The sequence below is a fragment of the Lishizhenia sp. genome, from assembly GCF_057456495.1.
In genome coordinates this window covers 1-19506 of the sequence record NZ_JBVCPV010000035.1, presented here as the reverse complement: position 1 = coordinate 19506, position 19506 = coordinate 1, and the positions used below count along the sequence as shown (strand labels likewise).

Here is a 19506-nt window from a genome sequence, read left to right as displayed (position 1 = left end):
GCCCACACTTGCACTGGGGGTTTGCGTTCCAGAAGAATTTACCCCCGTAAATGCATCTGTAACCGTAATTCCTATAGAGGTAGCATAGCCATAATTATTCATCAAGCTATTTAATGAACCGACTGAAGCATTATTTAAGTTATTCCAAGGAAAAGGAGAATTAGTGCCACCAAAATCTATTGAAATACGCTCCGTTTGGGCCAACAACAATAAACTATGGACACAACAGAATAAAAGAGTAATAAATTTAAACATAGAACATTGATTAATTCGCTCTTCAATTTATAGCTTTTCTTTTGATGAAAAAATAAACATGTATTATCGCTACTAAAATTCTACCCTAAAAAAAAGGTCCCGCTGAATAATCAACGAGACCTTTTACTATGTTGTAAAAATCTTCTTAGCTCATGAATAAGCGAATAGATTTTGAAACTTCTGTTTTCAAGTTTTGTCTTTCCACAATGTAATCCAAGAAACCGTGCTCCAAAACAAACTCTGAAGTTTGGAATCCATCTGGTAAATCTCTACCAATTGTTTCCTTCACTACTCTTGGTCCGGCAAACCCGATTAACGCTCCTGGCTCAGCAATGTTGATATCTCCTAACATCGCGAAAGAAGCTGTTACACCACCAGTTGTTGGATCTGTTAAGAAAGAAATGTATGGCAATCCTGCATCAGCCAATTGCGTTAACTTTCCACTTGTTTTCGCCAGCTGCATCAAAGATAAACCAGCTTCCATCATACGCGCACCACCTGATTTAGAGATAATCATAAAGGCACATTTCGCTTTGATCGCTTGATCAATTGCTCTTGCAATTTTCTCACCTACTACAGACCCCATAGATCCACCAATAAAGGCAAAATCCATTGCTGCAATTACTGTAGGTTGACCATCAATATCACCTTTAGCACAACGAATAGCATCTGTTAAACCAGTTTTTGCTTGCGTTGCTTTAATTCTATCTGTGTACTTCTTCGTATCTGTAAATTTCAAAGGGTCACCAGAAGTCAATTTAGCATCAAATTCTTTGTATTTCCCTTCATCAAAAAAGATTTGAAAGTACTCTTCAGAACCAATTCTATCGTGGTTAGAACAACGATCACATACATAGAAATTCTTTGCATGATCTTCAGCTGTAACTACCGTCTTACACTTTGGACATTTATGCCAAAGTCCTTCTGGAGTTTCTTTCTTATCTTTTGTAGAGGTAGTAATCCCCTCTTTTTCTCTTTTAAACCAAACCATAAAAATGCTTTTTTACTTATTTAGAAAGTGAATCTACGTTGTTCAAATCTCTGAAAGATCTTTCCAAACGTGCTCCGAAAGTAAGTTCACCTTCTCTCATCCATTTTCTTGGATCGTAATATTTCTTATTTGGCAATTCTTCCCCGTCTGGGTTACCGATTTGAGTTCTAAGGTACTCAATATTTTCCGAAATGTAATCTCTTACACCTTCTGTAAAGGCGAATTGTAAATCTGTGTCAATGTTCATTTTTACAACTCCGTACCCGATTGCTTCTCTAATTTCTTCTAAGGTAGATCCTGATCCACCGTGGAAAACAAAATCAACTGGGTTAGCACCTGTATTGTATTTCTCTTGAATAAACTCTTGAGAATTCTTTAAGATCACTGGTGTTAATACAACGTTTCCTGGCTTGTATACTCCGTGAACATTTCCGAATGCAGCAGCAATTGTGAAACGATCAGAAATTTTAGACAACTCTTCGTATGCGTAAGCTACTTCTTCTGGTTGCGTATATAATAATGCGTTGTCAACATTTGTATTATCAACCCCGTCTTCTTCACCACCAGTAATTCCTAATTCAATCTCTAAAGTCATGCCCATTTTAGACATACGCTCTAAGTATTGCTTACAAAGCTCAATGTTCTCTTCTAATGGTTCTTCAGATAAATCTATCATGTGAGAACTATACAAAGGCTTACCTGTAGCTGCGAAGTGCTTTTCACTTGCATCTAATAAACCGTCAATCCAAGGCAATAATTTCTTTGCTGCGTGGTCTGTATGCAAGATAACTGTAGCTCCGTATAACTCAGCTAATTCGTGAATATGTAAAGCTCCAGCAACACCACCTGCGATAGCCGCTCTGTGATCGTCGTTGTTTAATCCTTTACCTGCATTGTACAATGCACCTCCATTAGAAAATTGAATAATTACAGGTGAGTTTAATCTCGCTGCTGTTTCCATTACCGCATTTACTGATGCAGAACCAACAACGTTAACCGCTGGCAAGGCATATCCATGCTCCTTTGCGTGTGCAAATATCGCTTGAACTTCGTCTCCTGTAGCTACTCCTGGTTTTATATTGTGTGCCATGTTTTCAAATTTTGTTAGGTTGCAAAAATAAAGGAATTTATAAAAAAGCGATGGGCTAAAGGCTTAAATTTACATCTCACTTTGCTCCTGACCTTATTACAAGAGCTAAGACCCTATGCATGCCAATATCCCTTACTACTCATCCCCCTTAAATTAAGCGGATTACAACACAATTAATTCAGTAGGAAACAGACTCCTTAAGTCTACCACAATCCCCCCTTAATAATTAGCACCCAACAGATTAAAACAAGAGTTCTCTCACTTCCTTTTTACTTTCCATTACAATCTATATCTTGGACCAAAACATTCCAACAAATGAATACGCGAATTCTTCCCTTGATATACCTATTTTTCTTCACCCTTACTGCTCAAGCTCAAAAAGGATATGACATTTCGGTACAAATGAAGCTGGATGGTAATCAGACCTTATACCTTGCTTATCATTTGGGATCTAAACAATATGTTGCCGCAGAAGACAGCTCTTCTAATGGTGAATTCAATTTTACGGGAGAAGAAAAACTAAAAAGAGGTATCTACAAACTGGTTATCAAAGAGAACATGCAAGTTTTAGAAATCGTCAGTATCAATGATGACCAACATTTCGAGTTAATAACTACCACCCCTCAAAACTTTGTAAAAGACATGATGGTTAAGGGGTCAGAAGAAAATGAACATTACTATGCTTTGGCCAAAGAAAAATACAAATTACTGACCTCCTACAGAGCTATAGAAAGTAAAACTGCATCGGCTGACGGTACCGTTAAAAAAGATCTAGAAAATCAATTGACAAACTTGACGCAAAAAGCTCAGGAATTACAAAAAGAGTTCATTGAAAACTACCCTAACTTTTTAATCTCAAAAGCACTAAAAGCAAATATACCCGTTGAAATACCAACAGCTAAAGAACTAGGGCTTACGCCCCAGGAATACGAAAGTAAACGACTCGAACTTTTTAGAAAACACTTTTTTGACAACTTTGACTTGAATGAAGATGGTTTAATACGTACGGATATATTTTACCCCTTGATAAACAGCTACCTGAACAATTTATATTACCAAGACTCAACCCAACAAAAAAAGGGACTGACAAAATTATTGAACACCCTTGCAGTAAATCCAGAAATGTACAAACTCACACTTATAGAAATGGTGAACAAGTTTGCTACTGTAAGATCTTTCCACGGTGTTGCCATCTATGCTTTTTTGGTGGAAGAGTATTACCTCAAAGGTAAAGCAGAGTGGATAGATGCCCCTACACTTCAAAGTATGAGAAAAAGCGTAGAAAAAATAAGATCAACGGAACTGGGCAAAACAGCCCCCGCTATTTTGTTGTTAAATGATAAGGGAGAAGAAATCGCAATCAAAAATATTACGGCCAAGTACAAAATTCTAGTGTTCTGGAATGCCAACAAAGAAAGCAGCCTCACTCCCCTTTTAGAACTTCAACAAATTACCGCACACATCCCTAGTTCTGAACTTCAAATATTGGCTATAGATAAAGGAGAAAATAAAAACCTATTCTTTCAAAAAGTGCAAGCGCATCACTTGAGTAAACCTGATAATTGGATCAACGCTTTTGGACAACCTTATCAAGGAAAGGATTTTAGCGAAAACTATAGAAACTACGGAGAGTTTTACTACATCCTCTTGGATGCGGACAATACGATAATCATGCGTGGTAACGCTGTAGAAAAACTAGCAAATTCTCTTTAAATGCATTACATGACTACACTTACTATCCATAGCTTTTCCTTAAATTCGCAACAAAGCATATCGCATGAATAGGGAAGAAAAAGCAGATCATTTAATAGCCTTAATTAAGCAGGAACAAAAAGCACAACAAGACAAGTGGAATTTTTCTGAGAACGTAAGTTTGAAAAGTTTAAAAGCTCAAGGCTTGGTGCTACATCCTTTAAAAATTAAGCGCAGAAAATATGGATTTGCCGACTACCCTATTGTTGAATTTGAATTACCCTTTGAGACGGACACCAGCAATTTCAAATCAGGTGTTGCCTTAGAATTTTTTGCCCATCATGAAGAACAACAAAGTTGCAATGCTCAACTCGTTTTCCTCAACAACAGAAGTGGAGAAATTCGTTTGTTTGCTCCTGACTTTCCAGAATGGATAGAAGAAAGAAATTTGGGAATAAAACTTGTTCCTGATGACAAAAGTTTCAAGTTCATGCTTTATGCTTTAAAGGCAATAAAAAATGGAGAGGATAAACATACCGCCCATCTGTTTGAAATCGTTCATGGGTTAAAAGCCAGTAAAAACGAACTCCTTACCACTGCAGAAAAAATAGATGGATTGAATACCTCACAAGCCATCGCAGCCCAGGCAGTTTTAGAAAATGAAGATGTTTGCATATTACACGGTCCTCCAGGAACAGGTAAAACTACAACCCTAGTAGCTGCGGTAAAAGAACTTTTAAAAAAGGGCGAAAAAATAGCCGTTACTGCTCCGAGCAATGCTGCTGTTGATCATTTTACACGTTGTTTGATTGCCCAAAACATTGACGTACTTCGCATGGGTAATTCTACCAAAGTAGACGAAGAATTATTCGCCCATACAACAGAGGGAGTGGCTCAAAACGCGGAGGAACAAAAACGAATTAAACGTCTAAAAATTCAGGCCAATGAGTTGCGTAAAATGGCGCAACAATACAAGCGTAATTTTGGGAAATCTGAAAGAGAACAACGTAAGCTTTTGTACCAAGAAGTAAAGTCTATTCGCCAAGAAATTAAACAATTAGAAAACTTCTCTTTAGAAAAAGCCGTTCAAAAAGCACAAGTAATTACGGGTACACCTGTTGGTTTACAGGATGAATTATTGAAAGAGCAGAGATTCGATACTTTGCTGACAGATGAGGCTGGACAATGCTTAGAACCAATGGCTTGGGTAGCCATAGAAAAGGCCGATAAATTAGTATTGGCAGGAGACCCTTTCCAACTCCCCCCTACAGTTATTTCAGACGCTGCTTCTCGTGATGGATTATCCCTTTCTATTTTGGAGCAAAGTTTCCAGCACCAAATTCCAACCTATCTCTTGAATACGCAATATAGAATGCAAGAGAAAATTGCAGGTTTCTCTAGTCAGCATTTTTACAAAGGCGAGCTTTTAACAGATGTGCCATTAAAACATGGTGGTGAAAATGCGCTTCACTTTTATGATACGGCAGGATATGAAGCTCCGGAAAAACAAGGAGAAGACGGCTATAGCTTGAGCAATCTTGAAGAAATCAGAATCATAGAAAAACTGATAGACGATTTAAAACTAAAACACAAAGACATTGCATTTATAAGTCCCTACGCTGCACAAGTTAGCTTGGCGAAAAAATTACTCGAGGGCATAAAATGCTCTACCATAGACGCTTTTCAAGGTCAAGAAAAACCCATCATATTCATTTCCTTGGTAAGAAGTAATACTGACGGAAACATAGGATTCTTGAAAGATTACCGTAGAATGAATGTAGCGCTGACCCGTGCTCAAAAACAACTCTTTGTAGTTGGTGACAGCGCCACATTTGGAAACGATGCCTTTTACAGTGAATTTTTAACCTATGTGGAAAACAAAGAGGCCTACAAAAGTGTGTTCGAGGTGATGTATTAGAACTTCTTCTTTACTATAGGTTAAAGTAAGTTTGATTCGTATTTTCGTAACTCAAATCACGGTTATGAAAAACATATTCTATTTGCTCGCTCTAAGTTTAATCTTCAACTCTTGTTATAAAGGAGAAAATGCCGACTTAGTTATTTACAATGCCCGTATCCACACTTTAGACAAAGAAGGTGAAGTACACAATGCCATTGCCATTAAGGATGGTAAAATATTAGAAACGGGACCCGAACGAGAAATTAGGAATAAATACAGTGCAAATGAAGAGTTAAATGCCGAACAAAAGGAAATCTACCCTGGTTTTCAAGATGCCCATGGTCATATTTTTAGCTTAGCGAATTTGAACCTACAATGTGATTTAACGGGGGCTACTTCAGAAGCACAAATGATTACCCGTTTAGAGAAACACAAAAACAAACATGGCGGTGAACTAATACTTGCTTGGGGATGGGACCAGAGTCTTTGGGGCGAAAGTGAATTACCCAACAACGCGGCTTTGAACAAAGCCTTTCCTAACACGCCCGTAGTTTGTAAACGCGTGGATGGTCATGCTGCTTTGATCAACGAAGCTGCGATAAAAGCCTATAAGCTCGATATAAATCAAAAAGTAGAAGGTGGAGAAATTCAGTTAGAAGGAGGTGTTGCAACAGGAATATTGCTAGACAACGCCATAGATTTAATCATGAACAAGCTTCCTCAGCCTTCAGCAGATGACTTAAAAAAGGAGATTTTAAGCATACAAAAAAACTTGTTGAGTTATGGTATTACTAATGTTCACGAAGCAGGTATTACCATGGATCAATTTCGAATTCTAGATGAATTAGCCAGCGAAGGAAAACTTAAAATTGGTGTATACGCCATGCTTTTTCCCACCCAAGAAGCTTTTGATTTTGTATTGAAGGAAGGACATTATAATAATGGTCCGTTAAGCGTTAGAAGCTTTAAAGTAATTGGAGATGGTGCTTTGGGAAGTAGAGGAGCATGTTTAATCCACCCCTACCACGACCGTCAAAGTACAGGTTTTTTAACCACAAGTTTAGCGGATTTAAAAGCCATTACTTTATTTGCCAAAGAAAATAATTACCAAGTAAACACCCATTGCATAGGCGATTCTACGAACAGGAATTTATTGCACCTCATCGATACCTTAATGAAAGATGTTGAAGATCACCGATGGAGAATTGAACATGCTCAAATTGTACACCCGAATGATTTGGACCTATTCTCTCAGGCAGGTGTAATTCCTTCAGTCCAACCAACTCATGCTGTATCTGATATGCGTTGGGCAGCCGATAGATTAGGAGATGAACGTTTAAAAACTTCTGGATACTTATACAAAAGTTTGTTACATCAGAACAACATCATTGCCTTTGGCACCGATTTCCCTATAGAGCACATGAATCCTTTCTTAACCTTACATGCTGCCATCAATAGGCAGAATGCAGATAATTTGCCTGAAGGTGGATTCCAAAAAGAAGAAGCAATAGGTTTTCAGGAAAGCTTGAAAGCCATGACCCTTTGGCCAGCAATTGCTTCATTTCAGGAAGGTAAAGTAGGAACACTTGAAAAGAATAAACACGCCAATTTTGTGATATTAGATCACCCATTATCTATTTCTGGAGACTACCAACCCAATTATGCATGGATGACCTATATAGATGGCAAGCCTGTGTATTCAATGGGACTTTAAACCTATCTAAAAAATTCTGCTAGAGACAGCAGTGACACCAAATATCCCCAAGGAGTTTCGGGAGAGGAAAAGTCGTATGTCTTGCCCCTCTCCCATTTTTTTTGTGAGGGAGTCAGCCTAAAAAAACAGCTTGTTACACTTCCATCCTAAAAAAGAACCGCACCTGTAAATAGCTATCACTAAATATTTAATTTTTCTACTTTTAATTGAAGTAAAAAACACACTATGATAAAAGTTGAACAACTGACCAAAGAGTTTGTGTTATCCCGAAAATTGAAAAAGGAACTCAATACTACTGCCGATAAAGCTGTGGCGGTAAAAGATGTGAGTTTTACCTGCGAACCGGGAAAAGTATTTTCATTGCTCGGTCCAAACGGAGCAGGGAAAACGACAACGATGCGCATGCTCTCTACTATATACAAACCCACTTCTGGGAAGATTGAAATTGGAGGAGTTGATGCGGTAGCACAACCGCAAGAAGCGCGTAAGAAAATTGGATTTTTAACCGGGTCTACAGGACTCTACGCCCGATTGACGCCCAACGAATTGATCAAATACTTCGCGGATCTTTATGAAGTAGAAAAGCATGACTTTGAACAGCGTAAAAAATATCTTTACGATTTAATGGACATGCACGAGTTTCAGAATAAACGTATTGGAAAATTAAGTACGGGTATGAAACAAAAAGTGTCCATCGCTAGAACCATGATACATGATCCTGAAATTGTTGTTTTTGATGAACCAACAAGTGGACTGGATGTAATTACCGCTGAAAATATAATCACCCTAATTCGCAATTGTAAAGAGGAGGGCAAAACGGTTATTTTCTCGAGTCATATTATGAGTGAAGTAGATCTTTTGTGTGATGATCTAGCGATTATTCACAAGGGAGGATTGCTCTATCAAGGAAGTATGGCAGATTTCAAAGCGAATATGGAAGCTCCTAACATTACGGCAGAATTCATTCGCATTGTTAACCAAACAAAAACGCAGCACGATGGTGAATAAGATATTTTTAAAAGAGTTAAAGGACACCCTTAGGGACAAAAGAACATTGATGACGATGATTGTCATTCCTTTGTTAATTTTCCCTATCATACTAAACGTATTTACTGGAGTTTCTGAAAGTTTCCAGCAAGAAGCGGCTAACAAAACCCTAAACATTGCGGTTATTGGAAGTAGTGCCGACAGTTATTTTGCCAAAGAGTTGAGCAAAATCCCAAACATACAAGGGGATAAAAAATTGATTTACATGGCAGATACAACAGGTTTGAAATCTTTGATAAAAAAAGATTCTATTCAACTTGCCGTTGAAGCACCAAAAGACTTCATTAATGCACCCGAAAAGGGAGAAGCTAAAACCATCAAACTTTATTTTAACGCTACTGACTTAGGTTATAAAGACAGGGCTGAATACTACATGGAAGCTATTAAAGCAGAAGTAAAGGGAGAGCGTTTGAATGACTTAAAAGTTACAGCTACATCTGTAGACCCTGTAAACATAGATTACGTTAACCTAGCTTCAACAAAAGAGGTTTTAGGGAAACTCGTTGGAGGTGTATTGCCTTACCTATTCATTGCTTTTGGTTTTATAGGTTGTATGTACCCTGCCATTGATTTGTTCACTGGAGAAAAAGAAAGAGGCACGATAGAGACTTTACTTACTACCCCAGTTCCACGTTATAAAATATTAATTGGTAAAATGGGTGTTGTTGTATTATCAGGATTAGCAGCTTCTACTTTTGCCTTATTAGGTTTATACCTTTCATTCGAAGTATTTGATATGGTCGAAGACCCAAGAATTGTTGAGGTTGTTCGCAGTATATTGTCTCCAGGATTCATCGTGATGCTTTATGCATTATTAATTCCACTTACCATATTTTTTGCAGGAGTTATGATACCGATTTGTGTATACGCAAAGTCTTTCAAAGAAGCACAGAGTATTATTACCCCATTGAACATTGTTATTGTCCTTCCTGCCATGGTTGGATTCTTCCCTGGTATTGAATTAGATTATACAACGGCCATGATACCTGTAGTTAATGTTGTATTGGCCACAAAAGAGTTAATCGCAGGAACTTTAGACCCTGTATTATTGGCACTTAGTTTTGGAGTTATGTTAACCCTTGCAGCTATTGCTGTTGGAGTATCTTACAAACAATTCGACAAAGAAGGAAATGTAGTATTGTAAGCGCTGAACTGAGAATAAAACCAGCAAAGAGTGATAGGAAACTATCGCTCTTTTTTTACATAAAAAAAGAGAGTAACAAATTAATGCTACTCTCCTTGTTTTAACCAATAAAACCAGTAGGAAATAAGGGTTCCCTACAAACCCGAAAAATTAACCTGCAGTCCGCAAAGTATTCACTTTACGCACTACTGAACTCACTGCTATTAAGTTCTATACAAAGATGAATTATTTATTTCATTCTGCATGCATTAAATAATAAGTAGGAATCAACGAATAATAAATGACAAAATCTAGCTTACTCGTAATTGTTAAACAATAAGGATAACTCATACCCTAGTCCAACATTCACAAACCAAGTATTTAAATCACCCCCTAAAGCATTTACATATCCTCCGTTTGCCTTGAGGCTGATACTTGAGTTGAGATGATAGTTTAATCCAATACTCGGTTTTATTATCAAGCCTTGCCCTGTGCTAATTCCACCACCTCCGGCCGCTCCACCTAGCACTTGAACATGTGTATGAAGTTTATCTTTGAAAAAAGGACTCATACGCACACCCATTCCAGCAATACCTTCTGCATAAGCTCCTGCATCTCCAAAGTTCGCAAAGGAAGTTTGTCCCCCTACGAACAACCAAGGTTTTAAATAAAAATTCAATTGAAACCCGATTTGATACATATCTTCTCTTATTCCTGTTACTCGCTGTGCACCATAGTAATACTCTTGGGTTAAAGCCCCCTCAAAACCTTTAAAATAAGAAGGACGCGAAAAGTTGTTTTGGCTTTGCGGATAATAGTTACCATTCTGAAACACATCGTAGGAGATTCCAAAACCGTAATTGGTACTTAAAAAATCCACTCTTGGTGTACTCAACACTCCCACGTCTCCAAAGATGCGTAAAGTGGGCGTAACACGAAGAGATAACTCCGTGCTTCCATAGAAAAACAACCCTCCATAAGTATTGAGGCCTCCGCCACCACCTCCGCCTAATCCTAGCTTTGGTGTTAAGCGAATTCTATTGTTCAAAAAATCTAACTTTCTTCCTATTCCAAAGAGGATATCCATGTACCCGGCTTTGATTCCTCGATACGCACCATCGGCTTTAAAAAACAAACTCAAGTTCTTACCATGACGTAAAACTTCTAACCCTACCAAGTGTATCGTTTTCCCTGTTAAGTTTCCGCGTTGATTGTATAGATTATTGAGGTGTAATTTATATTCTAGCTCTGTAGACGAATGATTCCAAAGTAGAAAATCAGTGTGGTCAGTTTCTAATTTTTCTCCATGACGATTAAAATCCGAGTGTAAAAATGAGACAGGAAAATGCATCGCTAAGTTCCATTGGTGACTTTTTATTGCACCATGATCAAAAAAGTTGACATAACTATATCCTCCTGATACTTTGAAGAAGTCGAAATCCATCCCTAAATTGAAATGCGGAAGAATAAAAGCTCCTCCACCATCAGGAGCAGAAGCACCTCCGCCACCTCCAAAATGAAAACCTAAATCATAAAATATCTTTTGGCTTAAATAATTCTGGTAAGTCAGGTTAAACCCCAGTGTGAAAAAACCACCGCGCTCCCCATGAACTGCTCCATATATTCCCAAACCACCAAACCAATGATCACGTAAGTTTAAATTTAAATGCAACCCTGAAAACCCCATATTTACTTCACCATCAGGCATAGTTAAAGGGTGATAATCCAACATAGCAAAACCACCTTGCTTTTTTGTTGTATGATTATCTTGGGAAGAAACGATGGATGTTCCAAGCAGGAATATGAATAGGGTGAGCAACTTCATTCAATTGAATTTTCGTCAAAAATAGTAAGAATCTCTTTCTATCCACTTGCCCAATTTTCTCTATCCAAACTTCTAAACTGTATGGCTTCCGCTATATGTTGGGTGAGTACTTTGGGTTCTTTCTCTAAATCGGCAATCGTTCTAGCTACTTTTAAAATTCTATCATAAGCACGTGCCGACAAGCCCAGGTTATCCATAGCCTTTTTCAAAATAGCATTTCCGTCCTCCTCTATTGCACAATGAACCCGGAGGTCTTTACTACTCATTTGGGCATTACAGTGTATCCCTTCATCTTGAGCAAAACGCTGCTCCTGCAGTAAACGCGCAACTATTACGCGCTCGCGAATTTCCTTACTCCCCTCTTTAGGTTGATGATGCGCCAACTCATCAAAACTAACAGGGGTTACCTCTACATGTAAATCTATGCGATCTAATAAAGGACCAGATATTTTATTGAGATAATTCTGCACCATTCCCGGTGGGCACATACAGTCTTTTTCTGGGTGATTATAATAACCGCACGGACAGGGGTTCATCGCTGCAATCAGCATAAAACCCGCGGGATATTCCACGGTAAACTTTGCCCTAGAAATGGTCACTTGTCTATCCTCTAAAGGTTGACGCATAACCTCTAAAACAGAGCGTTTATACTCAGGTAATTCATCTAAAAACAATACTCCATTATGCGCCAAAGATATTTCTCCAGGTTGCGGATAACCTCCTCCTCCCACTAAAGCTACATCACTTATCGTATGATGAGGTTTTCTAAAAGGTCGTTGGGTAATCAAGCCTAATTGAGCATCCATTTTACCGGCTACAGAGTGAATTTTAGTGGTTTCCAAGGCTTCAGAAATATTCATGGGAGGAAGGATAGTTGAAAGTCGTTTAGCCAACATGGATTTTCCTGCTCCGGGAGGACCGATCAATAGTACATTATGTCCACCAGAAGCTGCAATTTCAAAAGCCCGTTTAATATTGTCTTGACCTTTTACATCTCTGAAGTCTACACCAAACTCATCTAATTTTTGATAAAACTCCTGCGTGATATCAACCTTTACCGGTTTGCATTCTATCTTACCATTAAAAAAATCCACGACTTCTGTAAGGTGCAACATTCCATAAACCTCTAGCTCATCTACAATTGCAGCTTCCTTTGCATTTTCATAAGGAAGAATAATTCCTTTATACCCTTCTTTTTTGGCATTAATTGCAATCGGTAATACTCCTTTCATAGGTTTGAGGTCTCCATCTAAAGACAACTCTCCAAGGATTAAAAAATCAGAAAACTTATCAGTAAGCACTTGCTCCGAAGCACCCATAATTCCTAAAGCTATCGGCAAATCAAAATTGCTTCCTTCTTTGCGAACATCGGCAGGCGCCATATTAATGGTTATCTCTTTGCCGGGAAATTTATATCGGTTATTTCCCAGAGCGGCTTTAATTCTTTGCTGACTTTCTTTCACGGCACTATCTGGTAGTCCTACCAAATAAAAATTTAATCCGTTTCCGATATTTACTTCAATGGTGATGGTGAGGGCATCAATTCCGAAAACGGAACTGCCGTAGGTTTTGACTAACATAATACTTAGGTTAAGGTTGAGGTAGAAGTTAAGAAAATTAAAGCTCTTTTACAAAAGAGTTTAGCGATAGAGGCTAATTTCAATTTCCCTATCCCCTAAGTTTTTGTTTTCAGGGTTCCAAAAATAAACGTTTGAAGGCGTTGATACATCAGAAAAATAACTGCTATCTATAAAAATGAAGTTCCTAGACTTATCTAATCTTACCGTTTTATAAAACCTATTAGAAGCGTCTGTATTTTCTGTTACTACAAGTACAACCCCATCTTCCTCATCAAAATTGTGTTTTACTTCAATCAACCCATAATGTTCTTTCAATAAGGTGGAAATAAACTGTTGATTAAAATCATAAATCTTATTCAGCTTCTTTGAAATTGAAAACTCTTCCGTTCTTTTTAATTTTAGAAAAGCCATTAAAGGAATATTATCTGATTGCACAAAGCAAGAATCAACAACCTTCTTTCCTAAGAAATTTTCAAAGTCATTTAGCACCCAATATTGATTGTTTTTCTCCAAACTTTCTGAGTGACCATGATTTAAAGATAAAGGCATGTCACTACTGTCTCCACGAAGCCAAAAAGAAGTAAATCCATGTTCTTGAAAAAACATAAATTTATCTTTACCAGGAACTTCTAATAGCAATTTATTGGGGGCAATAAGCTTCTTTATCTCATTCAGTCTTTTCACCAAAGATTTTCTAAATTTTTCAGACGAAGAAAAGGTATGGATCACCTTTGGATTATATAAAAACTTACAATCCAGGGATAAATATTTTTTTGTTAAACCTTTGCCATGAATCTTTTCGGCCAATGCTTGCAAAGTAACGGGGTCCTTTCTATTATTATATACAGTTCTGAGTGAATCAAATGTTAGGTCGAAAATATTGATACTATCAACCTTTGTATAAACATCATGATGCAATACCAATAGGGTGTCTTTGGTTATTTGCACATCTACTTCACACCCATCAACTTTTTGCAATGAAAACATTGCCGAATTCATCGTATTTTCATGAAACTCACTGCCGTATACACCAAAATTCCCCGCGCCTTTATGACCAAGAAAAACCACATTTTTAAATGAGGGTATTTTTACGATTTGAGGATTACTTTTTGCGCATCCAAAAAGCACTAATAATACAAAAACAGAAAAATATCGATACATCATAATTTAGCCAAAATATACGTCAATTTCTCCATTAAGGATTACTAAATCTCCAAAATCAACACGCTTGTTATTCCAAAGATATACCTCCATTCGATCACCCTTTTGAAAGTTCTTGACATTCAATCTATAATCTACTGTGTAGTTCCAATTCCCTTTGTTATCCATCAGAATGTTTGAAGGGTTCACCGCTTCCCACATTTTATTTCCACCCTCTTTATCTCTCACACAAATGACCATTTTCAAATCCTCGTTAAACACTTGGTTGAAATTCAAATTTATTTTCAATTGAAGTTGATCAGGATTCTCCTTGAACGTATAATTTACCAGACTCACGTAAGCCTTATCCACTATCTTTTGAAAATGAATTTCATTGTGAAAAAGTCCCGTATTTAAATCCTTTTGAGGATAGATTAGATTATTAGCACAGATAAATTCTTGAAAACGTCTATGCTCCGCTCTTCGATTATCAATTTCTTCTACTTTATCCCTTTTCGTTTGATAGACATTTTGAATACGGTATGTTTTGTTTTTATTATTGATAAAATAACTTCCATTCAAGTAATCCATTCCAACCCTATCATTATGCATAAAAAGTACATTCTTATCCATATTATTGGACGCATTTGTATCCATATCACATCCTAACCAGGACAAAGTATCTAGATAGGGTAAGGCAAAATTTGTCGCTAAAAGTTTCGTGAGCGCTGGTGCTAAATCTAAATGCGAATTAAGTGCTTTAATCTCCTTACTTCTTTTTACTAAGGGCGAGTAAATTAAAAAAGGAGTGTTATAACTTTCCATAGGACTGCTATAGGGCAAACCTACCATCATATGATCTCCTCCAATAACAAAAATCGTATTCTCGAAAGCAGGATCGTCTTTAATTTTATTGAAATATTCTTTAATCATTTCATCTACGTAAAGGATTGTAGACAGTTTTTGAAGGTACTTTTCATATTTGGCAACTTCAACTTTGGAACCTTTGGTCAAAAGGATTTCTTCCGACTTATCTATATACGCTTGTTGTCCTGTAAATTGAAAAGGAAAATGAGAAGTCAAGGTCAAAAAGACATCTAAAAAAGGTTGGGGACGATTTGCTGATTTAAAATCGAAAAAACCTTCGAAAAGAGCTCTATCTTCTATCCCTAGCAACACTTCCTTTTGCTCTGCTGTGAGTTGACTTTTATACTTAGGCCTATCGTAAATATGATCAATCCCTGAGGCTTTCATAAAACTATCCATGTGATCAAAACTTGCTTCTCCACCATAATAGAAATTATTGTCATACCCTTCTTGTTTTAAATAATTAGGAATAGACAAATACTTTGGATAATGATTATAATCCTCCATAAAACCTTTGTTAGAATGCGGCAAAGAAGCCAAAACGCTAGGCAAAACTCCAAAGGTTCTTTCGGCCACACTTATGAAGTTGCTAAACTTTAATGATACCTTGGATAAACTATCCAAAAAGGGAGTGAAACTTAATTCATCATTTACTTTACAGCTTAAAGGACCTGGTAAACTTTCTACAAAAATGAACACTACATTGGGTTGAATTGCTTTCTTCTCGAAAAAAGGAGACAACTTACTTTCTGTACTATCAACATGTAACAATGGAAAACGCGTAGAAATATATTGTTTTGGGTTCTCGTTTTGATAAGCTTCAACCATTCTATTTAAGTTAACCTTCCTCACCTTATTTTCAGGTATTTCATCGAAAAAGGATAACACACTCGAAGTGCTAAACGATTGCTCATGTGCCAACAGAGTTCCTTGGTGAAGGAATCCTAAAAGAAGGAAAACAAATAGCATCAACACCGTTGGAATAGCAATCTTTTTTCTTCTCCAATTCCTTTTCAAACCAAATAAGTAAAGAAGAATTGGGAGGATAGACAAAAGGTAAAAAGCTTTAAAAACACCAAAATCTTGCAGTATGCTTACCATTCTACCTTGGGCCATCTCCATGATGGATTGGGTGAAGTAAGTAAAGGTTTCAAAAAAGTAAATCTGGTTTAAGGCTGAAAAGGTCAACAGTAAGACTGCGATTATGTTCACCAATATTCTTCCTACTCTTGGTATAAAGTTTAACGTTAGCGCAGCACCCACAAATAAAAAGACTAATTTTAGTTCATTGAAAACACCTAATAAGAATAGTCCCTGCATGTTTTCTACAAAATGTGCATGCGTAAAATAGCACAACATTAAGATTCGAAACAACAGCAAAACTATCGTAAAAAGTATGCATTGATTTAAACTGTTAAGGATGGCTTTATGGAAATAGGACATAGTGGTTTTTATTTCGGGGCTCAAAATAATAAAATCAAAAGATTAAGAATCCATTAATAAGCGGTAAAGAAGAAAAAAGAAAAATTTCATTCAAAAAATACAACCCTGCCCCATTCGTGCGCGTTATCTTGTTAAGAATCAACACCCATGAACAAACTACTACTTCTTTGTGCATTCACATTTCTAAGTGCTTTATCCTTCCCAATATATGGTCAAAACATTCTTACCAAGGCCAGTAGCACAGCCATAGATGAAGCGCTTGATATTGAGACAGACAATGCAGGGAATAGCTACCTCACTGGATTTGTCGGAGGTCAAACAACTTTTGGAACGACTATTACCAGCGCTTATGGCGGACAGGATGTATTTGTGGCAAAAATGAACAGCGCAGGAAATTTTCTTTGGGTCAAAACTTTTGGTGGTAGTGGAACAGAAAGAGGGTTAGACCTCGCCCTAGACAACAGCGGCAACATCTACATCACGGGATATTTCTTTGGGACCGCAGCTTTTGGAACAACAAGTCTATCCTCTAACAGTGGTTCAAGAGACTTGTTTGTTGCAAAACTAAACGGAAGTAATGGAAATGTTGTTTGGGCCAATAAAATTGGTGGAAGTGATGCGGAAACAGGACATGGTGTTACCTGCGACAACAATGGAAACGTAATAGTTGCGGGACAATTTGAAGGTACGATTACCCTTGGAAGTAATACATACACAACTCCGATAAATACTCTAACCAATGCGCCGGCATCGGGTATTTTATTAGTAAAATATAACAGCTCAGGTTCATTAGTTTGGTCAAAGGTGGGTGTTTCAGATTTCAACAACAAAGCTGTCGCTGTAGATCACGATGCTTCTAACAACATCTACATAACGGGAAATTTTTCAGATGACTTGGTCATAGATGGCGTAACCATAAGCAATCAACAATTAAATGCCGGGTATACTGCTAAATTCACTTCTTCGGGAAGTTTAGATTGGTTCAGGAAAATAGTAGCCAACCCCATTTCTCCAATAGACTTAAAAGTAAATGGAAGTGATCTTTTGGTCACCGGAGATTTTCAGGGCGACCTCATCTATTACGGAGCAAGTAGTAATGAAACGCTGGTTTCCTTTTACACCAATAATTTCTTTTTGTTAAAAACGAGTACTTCGGGAGCTTATTCATGGGGTCAGAAAATTGGTTCTAACAATCCTTTATCCGTTAAATCATTAGCCCTGAATAGCAACAGCGAAAGTTATGTAACTGGAACATTTGAGTGTAATTTAGAAGAAATACGTCCAAACTACGGAACGGCCTTATGGACGGGAATTGGAGAGAATGATATTTTCGTAATGAAGTACAATTCCTCAGGAACTCGTGTTTGGGATAGACATCAAGGTGGTTTAAAAGATGACAAGTGTTATGGTATTTCTTTGGATGGGTTAAACAATCCTGTTGTTGTTGGAAGCTTTAAAAACAACTTTTATATGGCCCTTTCGGGTCCTGCTGATTTTCCTTCCTACATCAACGGAGGAGACCAATTAACATTGAACGGATGTGGAGTAAATACGGGACTAAGCACTGGAAACAATTTAGACATCTTAATTTTTGAACCTTATGAAAACAGTACGCAACCACCTTACAACTATTATTTAGATGATACAGGACTGTGTGAAGATTCAATTTCAACACATTACATACCGGATGTGGATAGTATTGAAATTTGTAGTGGTGTTAATTTGGAATTTTATTTGAATTACATGAACCTTGGGCCAGCTGCGGAGGTACTTTTAAACGGTAGTAGCTCTCCTTATGGATCCTTCAACACATTTAATGTGCAATCTACAGGTGATTACATTCTCGAAATAAATCGCTTAGATGGATGTGGAATAAGTAACGACACTATACATGTCAACATACTCCCTCAACCCTCACAACTCTATTTAACAGATGATGCTGGGGTAAATATTGAAGCTTTATCTTACGACCCCATTGTTTTGTGTGATCCCGATACCTTGAGTTTTTATCTGGATACCGTTCCTCCAAATATTGACATCTCTATCAATTACGGAAGTACTGTTGTTTCAGATACTAATTCCATTAGTAATATCACCCAACCAGGAACCTATTTAGTTACACAAGAAAACGAGTTTGGATGTACAAGAACGGATCCCGTTACCTTTGTCTTAGATTCAGTCTATTATGATTCAATTCTACCTTATCTAAGTTTAGCGAACCCAATAACACTAAATGATAGCGTTACAATTTGTAAGCAAGAAGCGCTTCACTTTTTCGCGTTAGACTCTATCACTAATCCGCAGGGAAATAATATCATTTGGGATGGTGAGTATTTAGAAGTAAGTTGGAATTATGGACTTTTCCAATCGTTAAGCAACCCGATAGATTTACAAAAATTATTTGTTCCAGATACCACAGGTTGGTTCAGTGTTAATTTTAGGATAGTAATTGGTTATGATAATGCATGTGGAATTTATAAAGACACCCTGAGTGTTACTGATTCGGTTTATGTTGAGGTTTTAGAATTACCTGAGTTAAACGCAAGCATTGATTACGCCATTAACATTTGCCCAGGAGGCACTGGTAGTATAGCTGTTGACACTTCAATTATGAGCTTTACATGGAGCGGGCCTGGAATTTTAAATACTTCACCGGACAACACCACTATAGAGGTTGATCAACCTGGTGGGTATGTATTTCAAGGAGTAATTACCAACCCTATTAGTGGATGTTCAAGTAATTTCTTTATTCCTCAGTTCATTACAATTAAACCAATACCTCAAATCATTAGCTCCAGTTCTCCGGCATTCATATGTCCTGGAGATTCTGTTCAATTAG

Annotated in this window: 13 protein-coding genes; 6 read left to right on the top strand and 7 right to left on the bottom strand. The window is 37.3% G+C overall.

The annotated features are described in order from the left end of the window. The 3 genes from AC22ZQ_RS04200 to fbaA form a co-directional block, all read right to left on the bottom strand. On the bottom strand, positions 1–255 hold a 255-nt coding region (locus tag AC22ZQ_RS04200), incomplete at its 3' end, for a hypothetical protein (RefSeq protein WP_318957434.1). A 145-nt stretch (positions 256–400) separates the two neighbouring features. After that, positions 401–1246, bottom strand: coding sequence for an acetyl-CoA carboxylase, carboxyltransferase subunit beta (gene accD, locus AC22ZQ_RS04195; protein WP_318957433.1), 846 nt, complete (start codon positions 1244–1246; stop codon positions 401–403). A gap of 16 nt (positions 1247–1262) precedes the next feature. Next, positions 1263–2336, bottom strand: coding sequence for a class II fructose-bisphosphate aldolase (gene fbaA / locus AC22ZQ_RS04190; RefSeq protein WP_318957432.1), 1074 nt, complete (start codon positions 2334–2336; stop codon positions 1263–1265). A gap of 315 nt (positions 2337–2651) precedes the next feature. Between fbaA and AC22ZQ_RS04185 the strand changes: the two genes are divergently transcribed. The 5 genes from AC22ZQ_RS04185 to AC22ZQ_RS04165 all read left to right on the top strand — a co-directional run bounded on the left by AC22ZQ_RS04185 (position 2652) and on the right by AC22ZQ_RS04165 (position 9833). Further along, positions 2652–4049 carry a hypothetical protein gene (locus AC22ZQ_RS04185; protein WP_318957431.1) on the top strand — a complete coding sequence of 466 codons (1398 nt, stop codon included), beginning with the start codon at positions 2652–2654 and terminating at the stop codon, positions 4047–4049. A 64-nt stretch (positions 4050–4113) separates the two neighbouring features. After that, the gene (locus AC22ZQ_RS04180; RefSeq protein WP_318957430.1) at positions 4114–5946 is read left to right on the top strand and encodes an AAA domain-containing protein; all 1833 of its coding nucleotides are present in this window, start codon (positions 4114–4116) and stop codon (positions 5944–5946) included. 64 nt (positions 5947–6010) lie between these two features. Further along, complete coding sequence (locus AC22ZQ_RS04175; protein ID WP_318957429.1) at positions 6011–7642, top strand: amidohydrolase; 1632 nt, start codon at positions 6011–6013, stop codon at positions 7640–7642. Positions 7643–7867: 225 nt separating this feature from the next. Then, complete coding sequence (locus AC22ZQ_RS04170) at positions 7868–8650, top strand: ABC transporter ATP-binding protein (protein WP_318957428.1); 783 nt, start codon at positions 7868–7870, stop codon at positions 8648–8650. Then, entirely contained in the window at positions 8640–9833 is a 1194-nt protein-coding gene (locus AC22ZQ_RS04165; RefSeq protein WP_318957427.1) for an ABC transporter permease, read from the top strand. The genes AC22ZQ_RS04170 and AC22ZQ_RS04165 overlap by 11 nt, the downstream gene beginning before the upstream one ends. A gap of 295 nt (positions 9834–10128) precedes the next feature. On the opposite strand, the gene AC22ZQ_RS04160 is transcribed toward AC22ZQ_RS04165, so the two are convergent. The 4 genes from AC22ZQ_RS04160 to AC22ZQ_RS04145 are packed head-to-tail and all read right to left on the bottom strand — an operon-like array spanning position 10129 to position 16544. Further along, the gene (locus AC22ZQ_RS04160; RefSeq protein ID WP_318957426.1) at positions 10129–11637 is read right to left on the bottom strand and encodes a hypothetical protein; all 1509 of its coding nucleotides are present in this window, start codon (positions 11635–11637) and stop codon (positions 10129–10131) included. Positions 11638–11675: 38 nt separating this feature from the next. Next, on the bottom strand, positions 11676–13217 hold the full coding sequence (locus tag AC22ZQ_RS04155; protein WP_318957425.1) for a YifB family Mg chelatase-like AAA ATPase: 1542 nt from the start codon (positions 13215–13217) through the stop codon (positions 11676–11678). A 60-nt stretch (positions 13218–13277) separates the two neighbouring features. After that, entirely contained in the window at positions 13278–14381 is a 1104-nt protein-coding gene (locus AC22ZQ_RS04150) for a glycerophosphodiester phosphodiesterase family protein (protein ID WP_318957424.1), read from the bottom strand. Between the two features lie 3 nt (positions 14382–14384). Continuing rightward, positions 14385–16544 carry an LTA synthase family protein gene (locus AC22ZQ_RS04145; protein WP_318957423.1) on the bottom strand — a complete coding sequence of 720 codons (2160 nt, stop codon included), beginning with the start codon at positions 16542–16544 and terminating at the stop codon, positions 14385–14387. Between the two features lie 270 nt (positions 16545–16814). Here AC22ZQ_RS04145 and AC22ZQ_RS04140 point away from each other — a divergent pair. Further along, positions 16815–19506: NHL repeat-containing protein (locus AC22ZQ_RS04140; protein ID WP_318957422.1), on the top strand; the 2692-nt coding region annotated here is incomplete at its 3' end.

Bases quoted from the DNA above. Each gene is read 5' to 3' on its own strand.
- accD (WP_318957433.1), bottom strand. From the start codon at position 1,246: ATGGTTTGGTTTAAAAGAGAAAAAGAGGGGATTACTACCTCTACAAAA.
- AC22ZQ_RS04150 (WP_318957424.1), bottom strand. From the start codon at position 14,381: ATGATGTATCGATATTTTTCTGTTTTTGTATTATTAGTGCTTTTTGGA.
- AC22ZQ_RS04145 (WP_318957423.1), bottom strand. From the start codon at position 16,544: ATGCAGGGACTATTCTTATTAGGTGTTTTCAATGAACTAAAATTAGTC.
- AC22ZQ_RS04170 (WP_318957428.1), top strand. From the start codon at position 7,868: ATGATAAAAGTTGAACAACTGACCAAAGAGTTTGTGTTATCCCGAAAA.
- AC22ZQ_RS04165 (WP_318957427.1), top strand. From the start codon at position 8,640: ATGGTGAATAAGATATTTTTAAAAGAGTTAAAGGACACCCTTAGGGAC.
- AC22ZQ_RS04155 (WP_318957425.1), bottom strand. From the start codon at position 13,217: ATGTTAGTCAAAACCTACGGCAGTTCCGTTTTCGGAATTGATGCCCTC.
- AC22ZQ_RS04175 (WP_318957429.1), top strand. From the start codon at position 6,011: ATGAAAAACATATTCTATTTGCTCGCTCTAAGTTTAATCTTCAACTCT.
- AC22ZQ_RS04160 (WP_318957426.1), bottom strand. From the start codon at position 11,637: ATGAAGTTGCTCACCCTATTCATATTCCTGCTTGGAACATCCATCGTT.
- AC22ZQ_RS04185 (WP_318957431.1), top strand. From the start codon at position 2,652: ATGAATACGCGAATTCTTCCCTTGATATACCTATTTTTCTTCACCCTT.
- fbaA (WP_318957432.1), bottom strand. From the start codon at position 2,336: ATGGCACACAATATAAAACCAGGAGTAGCTACAGGAGACGAAGTTCAA.
- AC22ZQ_RS04180 (WP_318957430.1), top strand. From the start codon at position 4,114: ATGAATAGGGAAGAAAAAGCAGATCATTTAATAGCCTTAATTAAGCAG.